This window comes from Nitrospira sp. Kam-Ns4a, assembly GCF_965152595.1.
Genome location: NZ_OZ224218.1, coordinates 2,084,735 through 2,100,607 on the forward strand (window position 1 = coordinate 2,084,735; position 15,873 = coordinate 2,100,607).

Genomic DNA, 15,873 nt, shown 5'->3' on the forward strand with positions numbered 1-15,873 from the left:
CATGACCGACGCAACGGAGGAACGACAACGGATGGAAGCTCAAGCCCTGAGCCATGCGCCTGTGGGAGCTGGGCGCGAAGGACGATCTGTGCTCGTGGTGGACGACGAACCGAGCATGCGGCTGGCCCTGACGGAGTCGCTGCGGCGGAGCGGGTACGGGGCCACGCCCGTCGCTGACGGGCACGAGGCCCTGGCGCGGCTCAGCGAGGACCGGCCCTGGCTCGTGCTGACGGACCTCCGCATGTCCCGCCTGAGCGGGCTGGAGGTGCTCCGCGAGATCAAGCGCCGGTCTCCCTCCACCAGTGTGGTCGTCATGACCGCCTATGGGACGGTTGAGACCGCCGTCGAGGCCATGAAGCACGGCGCGAGCGATTTCCTGCTGAAGCCCTTTGCCACCGAAGCCTTGGAGCAAGTCCTGGCTCGGCTGGAGGCAGCAGAGGCTCGCCCCCTGCCGGGCCCTCCCCTCGGGGAGGAACGGCAGCCGGCCCTGAGTCCGAGCGAAGGGGTGGGAGTCAGGCGCGGCGGGACGCGCCCTTTCCTGGGCCGGGCTCCGGCGATGGCCCGGGTGTTCGCCGCGGCCGAGACCGTCGCGCCCACGCAGGCCACCGTCCTGATCACCGGCGAGAGCGGGACCGGCAAGGAGCTGCTCGCGCGCTATCTCCACAGCCGGAGCCCCCGGGCGCATCGCCCGTTCATCGCGGTGAACTGCGCGACGCTGCCGGACGGTCTGTTGGAGAGCGAGCTGTTCGGCCATGAGCGGGGTGCGTTCACCGGCGCCGTGGTCCGCAAGCTGGGCAAGTTCGAGTTAGCCCACGGCGGCACCCTGCTGCTCGATGAAATCACCGAGATGAACGTGGCGCTCCAAGCCAAGCTGTTGCGGGTGCTCCAGGAGCGGGTGGTGGACCGGGTCGGCGGGCGGGAGCCGGTGGACGTGGACATCCGGGTCATTGCGACGACGAACCGGGACCTGTGGCGCGAGGTGGAACTGGGCCGGTTCCGCGAGGACCTCTTCTACCGGTTGAACGTCTTTCCGATCGCCTTGCCGCCGCTGCGCGAGCGGCCGGAGGACATCCCGCTGCTGGCCCGACATTTTGTGGCCGCCTGCGCCGCGCGGAACGGGCTGGCCGCGCCCGCCCTCTCCGAGGCTGCGCTCGCCGCGCTGGCCGTGCGGCCCTGGCGCGGGAATGTCCGCGAGCTGGAGAACGTCATGGAGCGGGCGGTCCTCCTCGCGGCCGGCGGCGTGATCGGGCCGGAGCACGTGTCTGCCGACGAGGCGGCGGCCGCCCTGCCGGCGGTCGCCGCGCCGTCACGTCCGGACGAATCGGCTGGGCGCTCCCTGTGGGAAATGGAGCGGGAGCTGATCTTCAGCACCCTGGCGCAGCTCAAGGGGAACCGGACGCACGCGGCGAAGCGGCTCGGGATCAGCGTCCGCACGCTCCGCAACAAGCTGCGCGAGTACCGGCAGCTCGCGGCCGGCGCGGCGGCCGTGGCACCGAGGGAGGCGGAATCGGGCACCCGGCAGAATTGACCGGACAGGTGGGCAAACTCGGCCGGGGACCGGGGACGGCAGCGACGTTTCCGGCCCCGCCCCGGTTGGTCTTGTGATTGCATCACCTGCGAGCGCGGGAGGTCGGCGCGGTGAAGCTGTTCGATCGGACCATCCTGTTGCTGGAGCGGGCGCTCGACCTGCGCGCGGCCCGCCACCAGGTGATCGCCTCCAACATTGCGAACGAGGAGACGCCGGGCTATCGCGCGAAGGAGCTGCCCTTCCGGGAGGCGCTGGCCGCGGCGGTGCGCGGGGAGCCGGCGGGCCGGCTCCTGGCGACCCACCCCCGGCATTTTCTCCTGGGGCGCGGCGGGTCTGGCTCCGTGGGCGCGCGCCTCACCGACGCGTCGGCGGGCGCGTCGGGGCTCGACGCGAACACCGTGAACCTCGAAGTGGAGATGGCGAAGCTGACCGACAACGTGATGCAGTACAACGCGGCCGCCGCGGTCGTCGCGATGCGGCTCCAGCAACTGCTGACCGCGATCCGGGAGGCGCGGTAGGCGAGGTCGGGGAGAGAGCGGGGAACGGAGGTGCGGTCATGAGCCAGAAGTACAGCCGCAAGCTGGCGGCGCCGACGGACAGGGAGGGGGCCGCCGAGCCTGGCGGGCTCCGGGGAGAGACGCCCACGGCGGCCGGCGGAGCGGACGCCCCGGCGCCGCACGGGCGGCGGCCGCCGGAGGCCCAGCCAGGCCGTCCGTGGAAGGGGCGCCAGCTCGAGGAGCGCCTGGCCTAGGGAGGCACGGACATCCATGGACATCAACGACAGCTTGGCCATCTCGGTGTCGGCGCTGGATGCCCAGCGTCACCGGCTGAACGTCATCGCGAGCAACCTCGCCAACGCCCAGTCCACCCGGACCGCGGAGGGCGGACCCTACCGGCGCCGGGCGGTGCTCTTCCGCCCCGTCCCGCTCGGGCCGCTGTTCCGGCGGGTGCTGGCGGTCTCGGAGTCCGGTGGAGCCCGCGACGGTCTGGTCGGCGTCACAGTCTCACGGGTGACGGAGGACCCGCGTCCTGGCAAGGCTGTGTATGACCCGACGCATCCGGATGCCGACAAGAGCGGGTATGTCCAAATGCCCAACGTCAACGTGCTCGAAGAGATGGTGGACCTGATGGCCGCGCACCGGGCGTACGAGGCGAACATCCAGGCCATCAACGCCGTGCGCGCCATGTGGAACCGCGCCCTGGAGATCGGCAGATAAGCGAGGAGCGACTCGCGAGTGGCGAAGAGCGAGAGCGCATGGCTCGGGGCGATGCGCGGCTCGCGGTTCGCTCCAGTGGAGATGGCCATGGACGACATCCGCATCATCGCGCCGGCGCCCGTCCCGATCGGGCCGGCGCTCGCCGACGGGCCGTCGCGCGGCGCGCCACCCGGCGGCTTCCGGGAGCTGCTCAAGGACGCGATCGCGCAGGCCAATGCGGTCCAGCTCGACGCGATGCACGCCGTGGACGCGCTGGTGAGCGGCGACAGCCAGAATCTCCACCAGACGATGATTGCGCTCCAGAAGGCCGACATCAGCTTCCAGCTCATGATGCAGATCCGGAACAAGATCGTGAGCGCCTACGAAGAGATCCAGCGGATGCAGATTTAGACCGTCCGGGGGGAGAGGGACCGGGGCATGCTCGCCAAATTCGCAGCACTGCCGATGGCACGTCGGCTCACGATCGTGATCGGGCTGGCCGCCGCGGTCGCCGCGCTGGTCGCGGTGGCGCTCTGGAGCCAGCAGCCGGAGCTGCAGGTGCTCTTTTCCGGCCTCTCCCCGGACGATGCGGGCGCCATCGTCGAGAAGCTCAAGGAGGCGAAGGTCCCCTACGAGGTCGGCGCGGGTGGCGGGTCGATCCTCGTGGAGGCCGCGCGCGTCCACGAGCTGCGGCTCCAGCTCGCGGGCCAGGGGTTGCCGCACGGGGGCGGGGTCGGCTTCGAGATCTTCGACCGCAACACGATCGGGATGTCCGAGTTCGTCCAGAAACTGAACTACCGGCGGGCGCTCCAGGGCGAGCTGGCCCGGACGATCGCGCAGCTGCCCGAGGTCGAGCGGGCGCGGGTGCACCTGGCCGTGCCGGAGCGGCGACTGTTCAGCCCGGAGCAGGAGCGACCGCGGGCCTCGGTCGTGCTCTCGCTCCGCCGGGGGGCGTCGCTGAGCAAGGCGCAGACGCAGGGGATCGTCCACCTGGTCGCGAGCAGCGTCGAGGGGCTCCAGCCCGGGGCGGTGACGGTCGTGGACGGCCACGGCCGGTTGCTCTCCGAGGCGGCCGACGACGGGCCGACGCGGCTCTCCGGCTCCCAGCTCGAGTACCAGCGGTCGCTGGAGAAGGACATCGAGCAGCGCATCCAGACGATGCTCGAGCGGATCGTCGGCGCGGGCAAGGCCGTCGTGCGCGTCTCCAGCGTGCTGGACTTCCGGCAGGTCGAACTCACCGAGGAGCGCTTCGATCCCAACGGCCAGGTCGTCCGGAGCGAGCAGCGCCAATCGGAGAAGACCAGCGGGAGCGCCAACAACTCGGGCCCAGCGCCCGCGCTGGCGGCGGGCGGCCCGCCCGGCGTCGCGTCGAATGTGCCGGGGCGGGCGCGCCCGCGGGGGCCGGGGGCCGGTCCAGGCCAGCAGCCAGAGCAGCCAGACCAAGCACGAGACGGTGAACTACGAGATCAGCCGGACGGTCTCGCGCATCGTCGAGCCGGTCGGGACCATCAAGCAGCTCTCCGTGGCCGTGCTCGTGGACGGGACCTACGAGACGCCCAAGGAGGGCGACCAGGCCGGCGGCAAGCGGACCTATGTCCCGCGGTCCGAGGCCGACATGAGGCGGATCGAAGAGATCGTCAAGACGGCGATGGGCTTCTCGGCCGAACGCCGCGATCAGGTGGAGGTCGTCAACGTCCCCTTCGACGTGGAGGCCGAGGAGGGGCCCGGCGCGACCGCCGAGGCGGGCGTCTCCGCGCTGACGGCCGCCGCGCCCTACGTGCGGTACGGCGTCGCCGTGCTGCTGTTCGCGCTGGTCCTGCTCGTCGTCGTGCGGCCGCTGGTCGCGACGCTCACGGCGGCCCCGGCCGCGCCAACGGCGGGCAGCCTCGCGCTGCCCCAGGGGCTTCCGATGACGGTGAGCGAGGTGGAGGCGTCGCTGTCCGCCGCGCCGCGGGCGCAGCTCGTGGACCAGGCGAAGAACAACCCGGAGACCACGGCCCTGGTGGTCAAGCAGTGGCTCAAAGGAGGCGCCTAGATGGCGGCGTCGTCGTCCCGGAAGCTCAGCGGCGAGGAGAAGGCGGCGATCCTCCTTCGGGCCATCGGAGAGGACGCCGCCGCGGCGGTCATGCGCCACCTCGAGCCGAAGGACATCCGCAAGATCGGCGCCTACATGGCCGAGCTCTCGAACATCTCGCGCGAGGAAGAGGAGGCGGTGATTCGGGAGTTCAAAGAGGCGAACGCGATGGGCGCCGTGGGCTTCGAGGGCAAGGAGTACATTCGCGCCATCCTGACCAAGGCGCTGGGGCCCGAGAAGGCCTCGCGCATCCTGGAGACGCTGACCACGACCTCCTACCCGGGGTTGGAGTCCCTCAAGTGGCTGGATCCCCGCGCCGTCGCGCAGCTCATCAAGGTGGAGCATCCGCAGACGATCGCGGTGGTCCTCTCCCAGATGGACCCGGAGCAGGGCAGCCAGGTCCTAGCGGCCCTGCCGGAGGCGCTGCGGGCGGACGTGACCATGCGGGTCGCCCTGATTGAGGACGTGCAACCCGAGGTGCTCAAGCAGCTCAGCGACGTGCTGCAAGAGGCGCTGAAGGTCAACGGCCCCTCGCGTGGCGAGCGCCTGGGCGGCGCCGAGGTGGCGGCCGAGCTGCTGACGCGCCTGGACAAGAGCGTGGAGAACGGCATCATGGCCCGGCTGACGGAGCGCAACGCCGAGCTGGCGGAGACCATCCGCTCCCTGATGTTCGTCTTCGAGGACCTCGTGCAGGTGGACGACCGCGGCATGCAGGAGCTGCTCAAGGAGGTCAGCAAGGACGATCTCGCCCTGGCGTTGCGGGCGGCCAGCCCAGAGGTGCGCGACAAGGTGTTTCGCAACATGTCCAGCCGCGCCGCCGAGATGCTCAAGGAGGACATGGAGGCCCGCGGGCCGGTCCGGGTCAGCGAGGTGGAAAAGGCGCAGCAGAACATCCTCAAGCTCTGCCGCAAGCTGGAGGAGGAAGGCCGCCTGGTGGTCGGCGGGGCCGGGGAGGAGTTCGTATGATCGCGAAGGAGTTCGCCCGGGTGCTCAAGCCGGAGGGCGCGGCGGCGCTCCAGCCCTACGAGCTGCAGGCGGTCACCTCCCCGGGCGCCCGGGCGGCGGAGGAGCCGGCGCGCGAGCAGCGGGCCTACGAGCGGGGCGTGGCGGACGGGGAGCGCCGGGTGCAGGAGCAGATGCTCGCGCCGCTCGAGCGGCAGAACGCGCTGCTCACCGCGCTCGTTCGGGAAATCCGGGCCCACCGGGAAGCGTGGTTGCGCGACGCGGAAGACCTGGTGGCTGGGCTCGCGCTGGAGATCGCCGCCAAGGTGCTCCGCGAGCGGAGCGAGGCACTGGGGGCGGCGGTGGCGGCGCAGGCGCGGGAGCTCGTCGCGCGGATCCGGGACGGGGGGCCGTTCACGATCCGGGTCCATCCCCAGGACGTGCCCGTGCTCGAGGGCTTCCGCGCCGCGCTCGCCGCGGCGGGCGAGGGAGCCGCCGTGGAGATCCAAAGCGACCCTCGCGTCTCGCGGGGCGGGTGCCTGGTGGAGACGCCGAGCCGGCTCGCGGACGCGCGGCTGGAGGTCCAGCTCGCCCGCCTCGGGGAAGCGCTGCGCCGCCGGGAAGGCCGGGAGGGACCCGATGGTTGAGCGCCTGCTCGCCCGCGTCGCCGCGGCGGATCCGGTCGCGGTGCACGGCCGGATCAGCCGAGCCGTTGGGCTCGTGATCGAGGGGCGAGGGCCGATGCGCGCGGTCGGCGAGCAGTGCGAGATCGTGCCGGACGATGGCGAGGACCGTGTCGCGGCGGAGACCGTCGGATTCCGCGACGAGCAGGTGCTGCTGATGCCGCTCGGCGAGCTGCGCGGGATCGGCCCCGCCAGCCGCCTCATCATGCGCGGGCGCCCCGCCGCCGCCCGGGTCGGCCCGGGGCTGCTCGGGCGCGTCCTGAACGGGTTGGGCGAGCCGCTGGACGGCCGAGGGCCGATCCCGGCCGAGGCCGAGGTCCCCCTCTACGGCGCGCCGCTCAACCCGATGAGGCGGCGGCGCATCACGGACCCGTTGGACCTCGGCATCCGCGCGATCAACGGCCTGCTCGCCTGCGGGCGTGGCCAGAAGGTGGGGATCCTCGCCGGGTCCGGCGTGGGCAAGAGCGTGCTGCTCGGCATGATGGCGCGCCACACCGTCGCCGACGTGAACGTGGTCGCCCTGATCGGCGAGCGCGGGCGCGAGGTCAAGGAGTTTCTCGAGCGCGACCTCCGGTCCGAGGGGCTGGCCCGGTCGGTCGTGATCGTGGCCACCTCGGATCAGCCGCCGCTGGTACGGGTGCGCGGGGCGTTCCTCGCGACCGCGGTCGCGGAGTATTTCCGGGACCGGGGCCAGCAGGTGCTGCTGCTGATGGACTCGCTGACCCGCTTCGCCCAGGGCCAGCGCGAGGTCGGGCTGGCGATCGGCGAGCCGCCGACCACGAAGGGCTACCCCCCCTCGGTGTTCGCGCTCCTGCCCAAACTGCTCGAGCGGGCCGGCACGGGGGACGGGCCCGGCACGATCACCGGGCTGTACACGGTGCTCGTCGAGGGCGACGACCTGGCCGATCCGATCGCCGATGCGGCGCGGTCGGTGCTGGACGGGCATATCGTGCTCGCGCGGGAGCTGGCCGCGCAGAACCACTTTCCGGCGATTGACGTGCTGCAGAGCACGAGTCGCGTGATGCGGGAGATCGTGACGCGGGAGCACGACGCGGCCGCGCGGGCGCTGCTCGAGACCCTGGCCCTGTACCGGCGCTCCGAGGAGCTGATCACGATCGGCGCGTACAAGGCGGGTGGGAACCCGCGACTCGATCGGGCGGTCGCGATGGTGGAGCCCATCACACGATACCTGCGGCAAGAGATGGACCAGCGGGTGAGCTGGGCGGACTCCCGGACCGCCTTGCTCAAGCTGGCGGAGGGACTCCGATGAACCTCGCCGTCTTGCGGACCTATCGGGCGCAGCTCGAGCAGACGCTGCGCGCGGAGCTGGTCGCGTTGGAGCAGGCGCTGAAGCAGGCGCTGGCGGAGCGGGCCCGGCTGGAGGCGGCGGCCGAGCAGGACGCGCAGCGCTACCTGGCGGCGGCGCGGGCGGGTCTGCCGGCCGACGAGGTCGCGGGCCGGTACGTGCTGATGGAGGGGATGACGGAGGCGATCGCGAAAGCGCGAGCCGCCGTGGCCGAGGCCCATCGCCACTGGACGGAGAAGATGGCGGAGGTGCTCGAGGCGGCTCGGGAGCGCAAGAAGCTTGAGGCCCTGGAACGGCGCCGGGCGGCCGGCGAGCGGCGGCGGGCGGCCGCGGCGGCGCAGCGCCACCTGGATGAGGCCGCCGGCCGGCAGTTCGTCTCGGCCCGGGACGGGCGGACGGCCGCCCGGCCCCGCGGATCGCGCGAGGGCGTCCCATGAGAGGAGACCGGTGCGGCACGCCGACGCGCGAGCGCCGGCTGGCGGGGGCGGGAGCCGGGCCGCGTGGCGCCGCGGGCTCTCCCTGCTCGTCCCGCTGGTCGTCGTGGCCGGCCTGGGGGCGGGCGCGGTGCCGCCAGGGGATCGGCCGCCCGCGGCGGGCCCGGCGCCGCCGGACACGGTGCCGGCCGCGCTGCGCCCGCCGCAGCCGCTCCATGGGCCGGCGCTGGCGACGCCGGCCGAGATCCTGGCGCTCCTCGATCAGCGCAAGCAGGTGCTCGATCGGCGGGAGGCGGGGCTGCGCGAGGCGGAGACCCGGCTCACCGTGCTGAAGCGGGAAATCGAAGAGGTCCTCGCGCGATACGAAGAGCGGGTGCAGGCGGAGGAGGCGCGCCGCCGGGCCTTCGAAGCGAAGCAGGCGGCCACCGCCGCCGAGGCGCGCCAGGCGGCGTTCACCCATCTCGCGAAGATCTACGAGACGATGCCGCCCGAGGAGGCCGCCGCGCGGATCGAGAAGATGCCGCGCGAGAAGGCGCTCCGGCTCTTGCGTGCGCTCAAGGGCAAGACCGCCGGCGCGATCCTGGCTCAGGTGCGGCCGGAGCGGGCCGCGCAGCTCACGGCGCAACTGGTCTCCGAGTGAGGAGCGACCGATGCTGACGACGGTCCAGGACCCTCTGGCCCCGCCGCGCGAGGCGAGCGCGACGGAGGTCCCACGCGGGTCGGCCTTGGGGCCGCGCGGGCCCGGGCGCCGGTCGACATTCCAGCGGGAGCTCGTCGAGCTGGCGGGGGAGACCGAGCGCAGCGGGTCTGACCCCGACGCAGAGCTGAGGACGCTCGACGGAGGATGGCTGGCGCCGGTGCCGGGTCTCGCGTCGGCGGCGCGCCTGGGCGGACGCCTGTCCGGTGGGCCAGACCCGCGGCCGGAATCGGGGGCCGCTCGGGCGGGTCGCGCGCCGCGGCCGGCCAGCCTGGCGCTGGCCCGAGCCCGCGAGCCTCTCGCGGACGGCCGAGCGGCGGCGCAGCCGGCCGCCTGGCGACAGGCAAGGGCCGTCTCGGCGGTCGGCGACAGCGACCACGCCGCTCGGCCGAGCGACTCGCGCGAGGAGCCGGCCCGGGCCGACCGTCCGCCAGCCGCCGCACTCCGTCCCGAGGATGAGTCTGGCCGTCACGTGGAATCGGCGCCGTCGGCCGACCAACCGGAAGACCCCGCGTGGAGCCAAGTGGAGGTGCTGAACGTGGCCGCCCGGCGCGAGCCGGGGATGGACGGGCGGGCACTCGCCGCGCCAGGGGCCAGGGCGGCCCGGCCGCCGGCGGGTGGGGTGGCACGGCCGCGGCGGAGGGCGAGCCGCAGGCGACCCCGGGCGGGCCCTCCAGGCCCGCTGACAACGGGATCGTGCCGGGGCCGCCGGCCAGTGGCGCGACCGGCCGGACAGCCGGGGCGGCGGCCAAGGCGCCAGCGGGCGTGATCGCGAGCCCCCTGCTGGCGGAGCCCCTTCCGGAGCCGACGGGCTACCAGGGCATCCCGTCCATCCGGCTCGAGCTCGAACCGGAGGACCTCGGGCGGATCCGACTCCACGTCGCGCTCGCTGACCGTACCGTCTACGCCTCGCTCGTCACCGAACAGGCGGGGCTGCGCGAGTACCTGATCGAGAACCGGGATTGGCTGGAAGCGGAGCTCGGCGCCCAGGGGCTCGCGGTCGGGAGCTTCTTCGTCTCCACGACCGGGCGAGAGCGGAACCAGTCCGAGACCGGTGCCCCGTTCCCGGGAACCGCCCCTGAGCCCTCCGAAGCGACCGGGCCGGTCGAGACACCCGGGGTCGAGCCGACAGCGGGTCCCGACGGGGAGAGCGGCTGCCGCAGCGCGCTGAATCTTTTTGCCTAGCTCACTGCAGAAACGTCCCCGGGCCGCCGCGCCGCCCCGGCCGTTCGCCCCACCTGTCCTCCCTGAAACGGCGTCGAACTCTCTGGCGGCACGGGGGAACCGGCACGGGCCGCGGACCGGTGCGGCCGGTGGCATGGCTCTTGCGGCCGGAGCGTCCCGTCGGAGGGGTCCCTCGCGCGGAGGAGGACGAGATGGACAGCATCACCGGGCTTTCCCGTCAAACGGTGGCGGCGCCGCCCGCGCCGGCCTCTGGTGGGTCGCCGTCGCTGGGCCAGGATGTGTTCCTCAAGCTCCTGGTGACGCAGTTGCAGTACCAGAATCCGCTCCAGCCCGTGGACAACGAATCGTTCATCGGGCAGCTCGCGCAGTTCAGCCAGCTCGAGCAGACGAACAAGCTCGTCACGCTGATGGAGCAGAGCGTGGTCGGGCAGCACGCGGCGCTGCCGTTCGGGCTGGTCTCGCTGATCGGGCGGCAGGTCCGGATCGGCGGGAGCGCGATCCAGGTGGGCACGGGTCCGGCGACGATCTCCTATACGCTGGCGGGCGACGCGACCGCCGTGCAGGTGGCGATCGTGGACAGCGCGGGCCGTCCGGTGCGCGCGATCCAAGCGGGCGCGCAAGCGTCCGGGGCACACCAGCTCGTCTGGGACGGGCTGGACCAAGCCGGCAGCCGGGCTCCGGCCGGCACCTACGCGATCGCCGTGAGTGCGAAGGGGGCCGGCGGGCAGGCCGTCGCGGTCACGCCGTCCATCCTCGCCACGGTGACCGGCGTCACCGTCGTGGCCGGGCAGCCCAAGCTGCTCGCCGGGGACCGGACAGTGGATCCAGGGGAGGTGCAGCAGATTTTCTAGCTGCCAAGCCGGGAGGGACGCACGATGTTGACGGCGCTGTACGCGGGCCTCAGCGGGCTGGACGCCACGGGCCGATGGCTGCAGGTGATCAGCAACAACATCGCCAATTCCGCAACGGTCGGATTCAAGGCGAGCCGGGCCCTGTTCGCCGAGATGGTCGGATCCAGCTACCTGCGCGGGGGCGCGCGCGGCCACGTGGGGCTGGGCACCAACGTGCCCCTGGTCACGGGCGAGTTCACGCAAGGGCTGATCAGCCCGACCGGCCATGACTTGGATCTGGCTATCCAGGGAAACGGGTTCTTCGTGGTCAAGGACAGCACAGGGAACACCTTCTATACGCGGGCCGGCCAGTTCGGGCTGGACGCGAAGGGGCGGGTGGTCGCCCCGGGCGGCCAGCTCCTGCAGGGGTACCTGGCGGACGAGACCGGGACGATCACCACGACGCTCGGCACGCTCACGACCGCGAAGACCACGGGGGACTCGTCCGGGGCGGGGTCGTCCGGAACCGGCGCGATCACCCAAGTCTCCTCGCCGCCCCACGCGACCACGGCCGCGACGATTGCCGGGAACCTGGACGCCTCCGCCGCCGCCATCACCGGCGGGTTCGACAGCGCGGATCCATCGGGCACCTCCACCTTCGCGACCTCGCTGACGGTGTACGACGCGCAGGGTGCCGGGCACCTGGTGACGGTGTACTTCACGAAGACCGGCGCGAACGCCTGGGCGTACAACGTCGTGGCCAATGGCGCCGTCGCCGGGACCGGCACGCTCGCGTTCCAAGACGACGGCACGCAGTCCGGATCCGCCTCGGCCTCGGCATCGCTCACGTTCGGCTCGGGCTCGGTGCCCGTCGCCTTCGATTTCAGCGGCATGACGCAGTACAGCCGGGCGTCCGAGGTGACCGAGCTGACGCAGGACGGCTATGCGGCCTGGTCGCTTGAAGGCGTCACGGTGGATGGGGCCGGGCAGGTGATCGCTCGGTTCTCGAACGGCCGGACCCGCGCGCTGGGCCAGGTGGCGCTCGCCGGGTTCATCAACCCGCAGGGGCTCGCACGGACGCGCGACAACCTGTTCGAGGCGACGACGGCCTCCGGCGAGGCGACCGTCGGGAAGCCGGCCGCGGGCGGGCTGGGCACCATCGTCTTGGCCTCGTTGGAGCAGTCCAACGTGGACCTGAGCGACCAGTTCGTGGACATGATCGCGGCCCAACGAGAATACCAGGCCAACTCGCGTGTGATCACGACCACCGATGAGCTGCTCGTCGAGGTGATGAGCCTCAAGCGGTGACCGCGAATGGCTCAGAGCAAGTAGCTTATGCAAGGCGGGATCCGGTCGCGGTGCGCGTCCACGGTCGCGGCTCGATCCCGGTTCTTCTCTTCGCTCCGTCTCCCTCCGGCTGTCGGCGAGGCGCGGCTCGCCATCCGCTCCCTTTCCTCCGGGCGTCACGAATCTGACGGTGTCAATGGGCCGTGCCCTGGAACCGTCTGGCGAATGACGGGCCGACCGGCGCCCGCCTCCTGAGCAGGATGGAATCGCTTACCACGACGGTCGGTTGCACAGGCGTCTCTATCGCAGCCTGCACGGCATATCCGTTGCAGAGTCCGCGGGAGACCCACTGCCGATGAAGAAGGGAGAGGCACCATGGCCAACGTCGCTGAAGCCCCGGCCCCCGTCGCCGCCGCGGCGCCCTCGGGCATGTCCAAGAAAACGGTTCTGCTGATCGGAGCGGCCCTCGCCATCCTGGCGGTCGGCGGCGCGGTCGCCTTCTTCCTGCTCCGTGGGGGCGGCCCGGCCGCCGGCGTGGGGGCGGCGCTGCGCCGCCGGCGGACCAGGCCGACACGAGCGCGCCGCCGCACCGGCGTCGGGCCAGGCCGGCGCGGCGGCTGGCGCGAAGGGCGAGGCGGGCACGCTCTACGACCTCGACTCGTTCATCGTGAATCTCGCCGATGCGCCGGAGGTCCGGTACCTCAAGCTCACGGTCAAGCTGGAGTTGGAGCGGCCGGAGGCCTCGGCCGAGGTCGCGGCGCGGGTGCCGCAGATCCGGGATGCGGTCCTGATCCTGCTGTCCAGCAAGGACTCCACCAGCCTCCGGAGCACGCAGGGGAAGTTCCAGCTCCGCGACGAGATTACGCAGCGGATCAACGCCGCGATCCCCAAGGGCGGCGTCAAGACCGTCTATTTCACGGAGTTTGTCATCCAGTGAGCAAACAGTCAGGCGCAAACCGCGAACAACAAGGAGCGGCTTGCGGCCGGCTGCGCACGACTCGCGACCGGTGAGGGTAACATGGAGAAAATCCTGTCGCAGGACGAGGTGGACGCGCTCCTGAAAGGCGTCGTCTCCGGCGAGGTGGACACGGAGCCCAAGGAAGAGAAGCCGGCCGGCATCCGGTCCTACGACCTCATCAACCAAGAACGGATCTTCCGCGGGCGGATGCCGACCCTCGAGATGATCAGCGACCGCTTCGCCCGCCTGCAGGCTGTCTCTTGGGGCACGACGCTCCGCAAGATGATTGACTTCAGTATCATCGGCACGCAGGTGATCAAGTTCAGCGAGTTCTTGAAGAAGATTCCGGTGCCCTCCTCGTTGACCGTGTTTCAGATGGACCCGCTCCGGGGCTACGGCTTGTTCGTGATGGACGCCATGGTCGTGTACCTCGTGGTGGACTACTTCTTTGGTGGCAGCGGGGTCTCGCACGTCAAGCCTGAGGGGCGGGACTTCACCCCCGTCCAGCAACGGATCATCCGGACCGTCGCCACCCAGGCCCTCCGGGACCTGGAGAAGGCCTGGCAGCCGGTGGTGCCCGTTCAGGTCACGCTCTCGCGATCGGAAAGCAACCCGCAGTTCGCCATGATCGTGTCGCTCTCGGAGATCGTGGTGGCGATCACCCTGCGCGTGCACCTCGGCGAGACGGGCCGAGACCTCTTCCTGGCCTACCCCTACTCCATGCTCGAACCGATTAAGGAAAAGCTGTACTCCGGCTTCTTCTCCGACCGCATGGAGCAGAACCTCGGCTGGACCGCACGATTCAAGGAGGAATTGCAGGACTGTGCGGTGGAGGCCACGGTGCGGTTCGGCACGGCGACGGTGCGCGTCCGGGACGTGCTGCAGTTCGCGCCGGGCGACGTGATCGTGCTGGACCAGAGCCCCGGCGATCCCCTCACCTGCTTCGTGGAGGGGCACCCGAAATTCCTGGGGAGCGCCGGCGTCATGCGGGGCAGTCAGGTGTTTCGGGTCAGCCGGGCGTTGAAGTGACGCGAGGAACGGGGAGGGGAGTGGGCATGTCGAATCTCGACATCGTGCAGCAGAAGGGCGACCTGACCGAAGCCGAGGCGGCCTCCGAGCTCCGAGCGGCTGCGGCCCCCGAGCCACCTGGCGCGGAGGCCCTGCCCCGGAACCTGGATCTGCTCCTGGACATTCCGATGCAGGTGTCCGTGCAGCTCGGCTCGACGCGCATGCTGATTCGCGATCTCTTGCAGCTTGGGCAGGGCTCGGTCATTGAGCTGGAGAAGCAGGCTGGCGAGCCCATGGACGTGCTGGTCAACAACCGTCTGGTGGCGCGCGGGGAAGTCGTCGTCGTGAACGAGAAGTTTGGGGTGCGCCTCACCGATGTGGTGAGCGCCGTCGAGCGGGTGCAACAGTTGAAATGAGGAGACGCGGGGACGGAAAGACACCGCGACGGCCGCGGTGCCCGCACGCCGCGTCGGTTCGTCCCCGTCGCGTTGACCGGTGAGGGGATCATGGATCTCTGGGACAGCCTCATCCGGATGGTCGCCGCGCTCGCCGTCGTGCTGGGCGTGCTGCTGCTCGGCTGGGGCGTGGCGCGGCGCGTCCTCGGGCGGATCGGAGCCGCCGACCCCGAGGGCCCTCTCGTGCAGGTGCTCGGCACCGGCTCCCTCGGGCCGCGCCGGGAGGTGTTCGTTGTCGCAGTGGCCGGCGAGGTGCTCGTGCTAGGGGCCACCGCCACGAGCCTCGTGCCCCTCGGGCGGATCCGTGATCCCGAACGGGTGGCGCGCCTGCTCGCGCAGCGGGCCCGTCCCCGGCCCGCCGCCGGAAGCGGCGCCGGACTCGCCGCCGTGGCGGCCTGGAGCGGGGCCGGCGCCGGGAGGCGCCCGCGGCGGCGCCGCGGGACGTCGGTGAGCCAGGATGCGGCGGGGACCTCGAAGCTGGTGCGGCAGTGCACCCGAGGCGCCCGGCTGGCCGTCGCGGCGGTCGCGGTCGTCACGGGCGTGGGGGCGGGGTCGGCCTGGGCTGGCGGCCCCTCGCTCACGCTGGATCTGGGCGGCGGGCCCGGCGCGACCGCCACCGTCATTCAACTCCTGGCCCTGCTGACCGTCCTCTCCCTGGCGCCGGCCTTCTTCATCATGGTCACGGCCTTCACGCGCATCGTCATCGTGCTGGCCTTCTTGCGGCAGGCCATCGGCGCGCCGCAGGTGCCGCCCAACCAGGTGCTGATCAGCCTGGCCTTGTTCCTGACGTTCTTCGTCATGGCGCCGGTCTGGGACCGGGTCTCCGAGACCGCGCTGCAGCCGTTCCTGGCCGAGCAGATCACCCACGAGGAGGCGCTCGCCCGCGGCCTTGTGCCGATCCGGGAGTTCATGCTCCGGCAGGTGCGGGAGAAGGACCTCGAGCTGTTCGTCGAGCTGGCCAGGCGGCCGAAGCCGGCCCAGGCCGACGAGCTGCCGACGCATGTGATCATTCCGGCGTTCATCCTGAGCGAATTGCGGATCGCGTTCCAGATCGGGTTCTTGCTCTACATTCCCTTCCTGATCGTGGACATGGTCGTCGCGAGCGTCCTGATGTCCATGGGGATGATGCTGCTCCCGCCGGTCGTGATCTCGCTGCCGTTCAAGCTGATCCTGTTCGTGCTCGCGGACGGCTGGTATCTGGTGGTGGGCTCGATGCTGAGGAGTTTTCATTAGCCAGGAGCCAGCAGCCCAGAGCGACGATGAGAAACGGGGAACGGGGGGTGGAAGCGG

19 protein-coding genes and 1 pseudogene are annotated in these 15,873 nt (G+C 71.6%); all 20 read left to right on the forward strand.

Annotated elements, in window-relative coordinates:
• The first annotated feature begins 1 nt into the window (after window position 1).
• Entirely contained in the window at window positions 2-1,528 is a 1,527-nt protein-coding gene (locus ACWHYQ_RS10420; RefSeq protein ID WP_447972065.1) for a sigma-54-dependent transcriptional regulator, read from the forward strand.
• A 110-nt stretch (window positions 1,529-1,638) separates the two neighbouring features.
• Window positions 1,639-2,046, forward strand: a complete 408-nt coding sequence (flgB, locus tag ACWHYQ_RS10425; protein WP_447972066.1) for a flagellar basal body rod protein FlgB — start codon at window positions 1,639-1,641, stop codon at window positions 2,044-2,046.
• A 38-nt stretch (window positions 2,047-2,084) separates the two neighbouring features.
• A complete protein-coding gene (locus ACWHYQ_RS10430; protein ID WP_447972067.1) occupies window positions 2,085-2,279 on the forward strand; it encodes a hypothetical protein in 195 nt (64 codons plus the stop codon).
• A gap of 16 nt (window positions 2,280-2,295) precedes the next feature.
• Window positions 2,296-2,745 (forward strand): flagellar basal body rod protein FlgC, encoded by a 450-nt coding sequence (flgC, locus tag ACWHYQ_RS10435; RefSeq protein WP_447972068.1) that lies wholly within the window; start codon window positions 2,296-2,298, stop codon window positions 2,743-2,745.
• Window positions 2,746-2,763: 18 nt separating this feature from the next.
• Entirely contained in the window at window positions 2,764-3,135 is a 372-nt protein-coding gene (fliE, locus tag ACWHYQ_RS10440) for a flagellar hook-basal body complex protein FliE (protein ID WP_447972069.1), read from the forward strand.
• A 54-nt stretch (window positions 3,136-3,189) separates the two neighbouring features.
• Window positions 3,190-4,044: pseudogene (gene fliF, locus ACWHYQ_RS10445) on the forward strand (flagellar basal-body MS-ring/collar protein FliF); the annotation flags it as partial.
• Window positions 3,977-4,759 (forward strand): flagellar M-ring protein FliF C-terminal domain-containing protein, encoded by a 783-nt coding sequence (locus tag ACWHYQ_RS10450; protein ID WP_447975551.1) that lies wholly within the window; start codon window positions 3,977-3,979, stop codon window positions 4,757-4,759. The pseudogene fliF and the gene ACWHYQ_RS10450, both read left to right, overlap by 68 nt.
• Window positions 4,760-5,764 carry a flagellar motor switch protein FliG gene (fliG, locus tag ACWHYQ_RS10455; protein ID WP_447972070.1) on the forward strand — a complete coding sequence of 335 codons (1,005 nt, stop codon included), beginning with the start codon at window positions 4,760-4,762 and terminating at the stop codon, window positions 5,762-5,764.
• Window positions 5,761-6,387 carry a FliH/SctL family protein gene (locus ACWHYQ_RS10460; protein WP_447972071.1) on the forward strand — a complete coding sequence of 209 codons (627 nt, stop codon included), beginning with the start codon at window positions 5,761-5,763 and terminating at the stop codon, window positions 6,385-6,387. Before fliG ends, ACWHYQ_RS10460 begins: the two co-directional genes overlap by 4 nt.
• Window positions 6,380-7,693, forward strand: coding sequence for a FliI/YscN family ATPase (locus ACWHYQ_RS10465; RefSeq protein WP_447972072.1), 1,314 nt, complete (start codon window positions 6,380-6,382; stop codon window positions 7,691-7,693). Before ACWHYQ_RS10460 ends, ACWHYQ_RS10465 begins: the two co-directional genes overlap by 8 nt.
• Entirely contained in the window at window positions 7,690-8,166 is a 477-nt protein-coding gene (locus ACWHYQ_RS10470) for a flagellar FliJ family protein (protein ID WP_447972073.1), read from the forward strand. The genes ACWHYQ_RS10465 and ACWHYQ_RS10470 overlap by 4 nt, the downstream gene beginning before the upstream one ends.
• A gap of 10 nt (window positions 8,167-8,176) precedes the next feature.
• Window positions 8,177-8,803: a MotE family protein gene (locus ACWHYQ_RS10475; protein ID WP_447972074.1), complete on the forward strand. Its 627-nt coding sequence runs from the start codon at window positions 8,177-8,179 to the stop codon at window positions 8,801-8,803.
• Between the two features lie 10 nt (window positions 8,804-8,813).
• Window positions 8,814-9,629, forward strand: coding sequence for a hypothetical protein (locus ACWHYQ_RS10480; protein ID WP_447972075.1), 816 nt, complete (start codon window positions 8,814-8,816; stop codon window positions 9,627-9,629).
• Window positions 9,626-10,045, forward strand: a complete 420-nt coding sequence (gene fliK / locus ACWHYQ_RS10485; protein WP_447972076.1) for a flagellar hook-length control protein FliK — start codon at window positions 9,626-9,628, stop codon at window positions 10,043-10,045. The genes ACWHYQ_RS10480 and fliK overlap by 4 nt, the downstream gene beginning before the upstream one ends.
• A gap of 191 nt (window positions 10,046-10,236) precedes the next feature.
• Window positions 10,237-10,896 (forward strand): flagellar hook assembly protein FlgD, encoded by a 660-nt coding sequence (locus ACWHYQ_RS10490; RefSeq protein WP_447972077.1) that lies wholly within the window; start codon window positions 10,237-10,239, stop codon window positions 10,894-10,896.
• Between the two features lie 24 nt (window positions 10,897-10,920).
• A complete protein-coding gene (locus ACWHYQ_RS10495; RefSeq protein WP_447972078.1) occupies window positions 10,921-12,183 on the forward strand; it encodes a flagellar hook protein FlgE in 1,263 nt (420 codons plus the stop codon).
• A 490-nt stretch (window positions 12,184-12,673) separates the two neighbouring features.
• Window positions 12,674-13,099: a flagellar basal body-associated FliL family protein gene (locus ACWHYQ_RS10500; RefSeq protein ID WP_447972079.1), complete on the forward strand. Its 426-nt coding sequence runs from the start codon at window positions 12,674-12,676 to the stop codon at window positions 13,097-13,099.
• Window positions 13,100-13,180: 81 nt separating this feature from the next.
• A complete protein-coding gene (gene fliM, locus ACWHYQ_RS10505) occupies window positions 13,181-14,149 on the forward strand; it encodes a flagellar motor switch protein FliM (protein WP_447972080.1) in 969 nt (322 codons plus the stop codon).
• Between the two features lie 26 nt (window positions 14,150-14,175).
• Complete coding sequence (gene fliN / locus ACWHYQ_RS10510) at window positions 14,176-14,544, forward strand: flagellar motor switch protein FliN (protein ID WP_447972081.1); 369 nt, start codon at window positions 14,176-14,178, stop codon at window positions 14,542-14,544.
• A 90-nt stretch (window positions 14,545-14,634) separates the two neighbouring features.
• Entirely contained in the window at window positions 14,635-15,816 is a 1,182-nt protein-coding gene (gene fliP / locus ACWHYQ_RS10515; RefSeq protein WP_447972082.1) for a flagellar type III secretion system pore protein FliP, read from the forward strand.
• Window positions 15,817-15,873: the final 57 nt, after the last annotated feature.

Excerpts from the sequence above, each read along its gene's own strand:
- ACWHYQ_RS10420 (WP_447972065.1), top strand. The coding sequence starts at position 2 with ATGACCGACGCAACGGAGGAACGACAACGGATGGAAGCTCAAGCCCTG.
- ACWHYQ_RS10430 (WP_447972067.1), top strand. The coding sequence starts at position 2,085 with ATGAGCCAGAAGTACAGCCGCAAGCTGGCGGCGCCGACGGACAGGGAG.
- flgC (WP_447972068.1), top strand. The coding sequence starts at position 2,296 with ATGGACATCAACGACAGCTTGGCCATCTCGGTGTCGGCGCTGGATGCC.
- fliG (WP_447972070.1), top strand. The coding sequence starts at position 4,760 with ATGGCGGCGTCGTCGTCCCGGAAGCTCAGCGGCGAGGAGAAGGCGGCG.
- ACWHYQ_RS10460 (WP_447972071.1), top strand. The coding sequence starts at position 5,761 with ATGATCGCGAAGGAGTTCGCCCGGGTGCTCAAGCCGGAGGGCGCGGCG.
- ACWHYQ_RS10465 (WP_447972072.1), top strand. The coding sequence starts at position 6,380 with ATGGTTGAGCGCCTGCTCGCCCGCGTCGCCGCGGCGGATCCGGTCGCG.
- ACWHYQ_RS10470 (WP_447972073.1), top strand. The coding sequence starts at position 7,690 with ATGAACCTCGCCGTCTTGCGGACCTATCGGGCGCAGCTCGAGCAGACG.
- ACWHYQ_RS10480 (WP_447972075.1), top strand. The coding sequence starts at position 8,814 with ATGCTGACGACGGTCCAGGACCCTCTGGCCCCGCCGCGCGAGGCGAGC.
- ACWHYQ_RS10490 (WP_447972077.1), top strand. The coding sequence starts at position 10,237 with ATGGACAGCATCACCGGGCTTTCCCGTCAAACGGTGGCGGCGCCGCCC.
- ACWHYQ_RS10495 (WP_447972078.1), top strand. The coding sequence starts at position 10,921 with ATGTTGACGGCGCTGTACGCGGGCCTCAGCGGGCTGGACGCCACGGGC.
- fliM (WP_447972080.1), top strand. The coding sequence starts at position 13,181 with ATGGAGAAAATCCTGTCGCAGGACGAGGTGGACGCGCTCCTGAAAGGC.
- fliN (WP_447972081.1), top strand. The coding sequence starts at position 14,176 with ATGTCGAATCTCGACATCGTGCAGCAGAAGGGCGACCTGACCGAAGCC.
- fliP (WP_447972082.1), top strand. The coding sequence starts at position 14,635 with ATGGATCTCTGGGACAGCCTCATCCGGATGGTCGCCGCGCTCGCCGTC.